At 58.6% G+C, this 3,990-nt stretch carries 3 protein-coding genes and 1 pseudogene; 3 read left to right on the forward strand and 1 reads right to left on the reverse strand.

Annotated elements, in window-relative coordinates:
- The 3 genes from VGI36_19995 to VGI36_20005 all read left to right on the forward strand — a co-directional run.
- A partial coding sequence (locus VGI36_19995) for a DUF1275 family protein (GenBank protein ID HEY2487432.1) occupies nucleotides 1-501 on the forward strand: 501 nt, incomplete at its 5' end.
- 99 nt (nucleotides 502-600) lie between these two features.
- Complete coding sequence (gene frc / locus VGI36_20000) at nucleotides 601-1,878, forward strand: formyl-CoA transferase (GenBank protein ID HEY2487433.1); 1,278 nt, start codon at nucleotides 601-603, stop codon at nucleotides 1,876-1,878.
- Between the two features lie 77 nt (nucleotides 1,879-1,955).
- Nucleotides 1,956-3,104 (forward strand): alpha-hydroxy acid oxidase, encoded by a 1,149-nt coding sequence (locus VGI36_20005; protein HEY2487434.1) that lies wholly within the window; start codon nucleotides 1,956-1,958, stop codon nucleotides 3,102-3,104.
- A gap of 463 nt (nucleotides 3,105-3,567) precedes the next feature.
- On the opposite strand, the pseudogene VGI36_20010 reads toward VGI36_20005, so the two are convergent.
- Nucleotides 3,568-3,845 (reverse strand): annotated as a pseudogene (locus tag VGI36_20010) (transposase).
- Between the last annotated feature and the right edge of the window lie 145 nt (nucleotides 3,846-3,990).

Consider the following 3,990-nt stretch of genomic DNA (forward strand, 5'->3'; position numbering starts at 1 on the left):
GGGCTGGCCGAGTTATCGGCGGGTCTGTCGGGGATCTTCGCAATGGGGGTCCAGAGTGCACTGGTCCGACTCCTGGTGCAGGGCTTTCCATCTACCAGTGTGATGACGACGAACACCATTCAGCTGGCGATCGACACAACCAAGTTCTTCCTGGCCTGGTGGCGACGCGACGGCAGTATGCCGGCCGATACGAAAGCTGCAGGCGACTACGTCGAAATCAAGGGACGGTTGAGCAAGCTCTGGCCAGTCATGCTCGGCTTCCTCATTGGGACGCTCGCGGGTGCCGTCGCCTATCTTCGGCTTGACCTGTGGTGCGTGGTGCTCGCCATCGCAATCGTTGGGGCGCTGGCGGTCTGGGCGATCGCATTTTCGGGCAATCCTGTCCCGGACTTGATGCGACGTGCCATTGGGGGAGGTTCTCCTACGCGACTGCGGACGCTGCACGTCCAATCCAATGCTCGACAAGACCGTTCTGACCGTAAGCCATCGACTGGAGCTTAATCGCGGCGAACGGAAGAAGACGGTTTGAGCGGATCGCGATCAGCGTAGGCGATCCCGCGCCGGCACACTCCAAGTTATGTCTTGAAAGAGAGGACTACCATGACCAAGCCACTCGAAGGTGTAAAGATCCTGGACTTCACGCACGTCCAAGCCGGGCCGGTTTGTACCCAGCTTCTCGCCTGGTTCGGCGCCGATGTGATCAAGGTCGAGCGCCCGGGAACCGGCGATGTCACGCGTTCCCAACTGCGCGACATTCCGGATGTCGACAGCCTGTACTTCACGATGATGAACGGCAACAAGCGTTCGATTACATTGGACACTAAGAACCCGGATGGCCACGACGTGCTGGAGGCGCTCATAAAAATCTGCGACGTCCTCGTCGAGAATTTCGCCCCCGGCGCGCTCGACCGAATGGGGTTCACGTGGGAAAAAATCCACGCGATCAACCCCAAGATCATCGTCGCTTCGGTGAAGGGGTTCGGACCAGGTCGGTTCGAAGACTGCAAGGCCTACGAAAACGTCGCCCAATGCGCCGGCGGGGCAGCCTCCACGACGGGTTTTCGCGATGGAATACCATTGGTTACCGGCGCGGGCATCGGCGATTCCGGAACAGGCGTGCATCTCGCGCTGGGCATCGTCACGGCGCTGTTTCAGCGTACCCGCACTGGGAAAGGGCAGCGGGTGTTGGCGTCGATGCAGGATGCGGTACTAAATCTCTGCCGCGTGAAGCTGCGGGATCAGCAGCGGCTTGCCCGCGGACCGCTGACCGAATACAGCCAATTCGGCGAGGGGATCCCGTTTCTCGACGCAGTCCCGCGGGCAGCCAATGATTCGGGCGGCGCACAACCGGGCAGGGTGCTGAAATGCAAGGGTTGGGAGACCGATCCGAACGCGTACGTCTACCTAATCGTGCAATCGAAGGTATGGGATAGAGTTTGCAAGGTTATCGGCAGGGAAGATTGGATTTCCGATCCCGGCTACGCGACGCCCTCAAGCAGGCTCACCCGCCTCGACGAAATTTTCAACACCATCGAAGCTTGGACGGTCGGCTATACGAAGTTCGAGCTAATGGGCATCCTGAGCAAGCAGGACATCCCGTGCGGCCCCATCCTTTCGATGAAGGAACTTCTCGATGACGCCGCGCTCTATGCCACCGGCACTCTCGTGAAAGTTGACCATCCTGAGCGTGGACCATACGTGACGATCGGTCAGCCGGTGAAGCTCTCAGACAACGAGCTAAAGGTCGAACGGTCGCCGCTTCTCGGCGAGCATACTGACGAAATCCTGACAGAGGTGCTCGGATTCGACGGCGAACGCGTGGCGCACCTCAAGGCGTCTGGAGCGACGGGCCACAAACAGGATCATGTAGGTCATTAGAAATTTCATCGGACAGCGCTTGCTGGAACCGGAGCCAACTGTGCAGGCACGCACAACCCGCAAGGACGGAGGACCCCGTGCGCATCGATCGATGCAACAACGTCAGAGATTTTCGCTCGATAGCAAGGCAGAGACTGCCCGGGCCAATCTTCCACTATATCGACGGCGCAGCAGACGATGAGATCGCCTATCGAAGAAATACCGAGGCTTACGAGCGATGCGACCTGGTGCCCAACGTTCTCGCAGGAGTCGAAAGCATCGATATGTCGACAACGGTCATGGGACAGAAGCTGCAGATGCCCTTGTTCTGCTCACCGACAGCGCTTCAGCGGCTGTTCCATCATGACGGTGAAAGGGCGGTCGCCAAAGCCGCGGAGAAGTTTGGCACCATGTTCGGCGTTTCCTCCCTGGGGACGGTGAGCGTTGAGGAGATCGGTTCCACAATCGGCACGCCGAAGCTTTTCCAATTGTACTTCCATAAGGACAGAGGGCTAACTGGCAGTATGATCGAGCGGTGCATCGCCGCGAATTTTGACGTACTGGCGCTGACCGTCGACACAATCACGGGGGGAAATCGAGAGCGTGATTTGCGGACCGGCTTCACGTCACCACCGCACTTGACTCTTGAGAGTCTCCTCAGTTTCGCCATACACCCGAGATGGGCGGTCAACTACTTCTCGCACGAGAAATTTGCGCTGCCCCAGCTGAAAGACTATGTGAAGGAGGGTTCGAATGTCTCGGTATCCGTCGGCGATTATTTCAGCACGATGCTCGACCAATCGATGAACTGGAAAGACGCCGAGACTGTCCGAAAGAAATGGGGCAAGCAGTTCTGCCTCAAAGGCATCATGAGTGTTGCGGACGCAAAGCGTGCTCTGGACATCGGTGCGACCGCGATCATGGTATCCAATCACGGCGGACGTCAGCTCGACGGGTCGAGGAGCCCATTTGACCAGCTCGCCGAGATCATCGATGCTGTCGGCGACAGGATAGATGTGATTTGCGATGGAGGAATTAGGCGTGGCACCCACGTTTTGAAAGCCCTCTCCCTGGGCGCGAAAGCGTGTTTGGGAGGCAGATTTTATCTGTATGCGCTCGCGGCTGCGGGACAGGTCGGCGTCGAAAGAGCCCTTCAAAATCTCCACAATGAGATCGAACGCGACATGAAGCTGATGGGCTGTCGGTCGATCGACAAGCTAAGCCGTGAGAACCTGACGTTTAGATGATTCGAGGCGGCGCATTTTACGATCAGCACTGGCCGCGCAGCGGCGCAGTACTGAGGCAATGCAGCCTTTGGCGCCGTAGTCACCGCGGCCCGCGCCGGCACCCGCGCCATGAGAGATCTATGCTCAAGCCGGCAAGATCCGGTCGGTAGAAAGGAACTCTCGGTCCCGCGGAAGACGCTCGGCACGCTTGCCGATGTGAGTTCAGATATCGCACCGACTATTTTCTCGTTGGCAGGAATTTAGCAGAGGCGACATAAGGCGGGCTTGAGACGTTACCCAGGGATGGAACGCGACGGGCGCGCGAGGGCTGGCCACGAGACGCCGGCAAAAATGCGCTCGGGCGGCATCGGGCGGCTGCTGACAGTTCACCTCTCCAGCCCAGAGGGGCGCCGCGCGGGCCGGTCCAACCCTTAGCCGAGCATTTGAGAAGCGCTACGTTTTTTTATTAGTTGATCGCGACTAGGGGGACCGAGCCATCGAGTCCGAGTCGGCAAAACCAGCGATACGCAGGTTCAGGTGGACCTCTTCTCATAGCCGCCGTTCCGAGCGGATGCCGAAGCAGTAGCCAACAATCGATCGAAGGTCGTCTTGTCTCGCTTAGCAAGGTGCCAGGTGTGCCCGAAGCCCGGCCAGGTCAACAAAGCGATCGATCGCCCCTAGCAGATGCTTCTCGGGCACATGAAACACTGTTGGGGCCAGATAAGGGCATGCGCCTATGTTGGTGTCGTACTCCCAATTCAAGAGTCATGAGCCGGCTAGGAAAACACTGAACAATGCCGCTTGCCGGGCGACATGGCGGTCGGGTGGTTTTTGATCATAGCAGGTCGCAGGGCGGCGGGTTCAGTCGGCAGAAGCTCACGGTTAACCCTAAGAAAAGCGGCAATGT

Source organism: Candidatus Binataceae bacterium, from assembly GCA_036495685.1.
GTDB lineage: Bacteria > Desulfobacterota > Binatia > Binatales > Binataceae > JAFAHS01.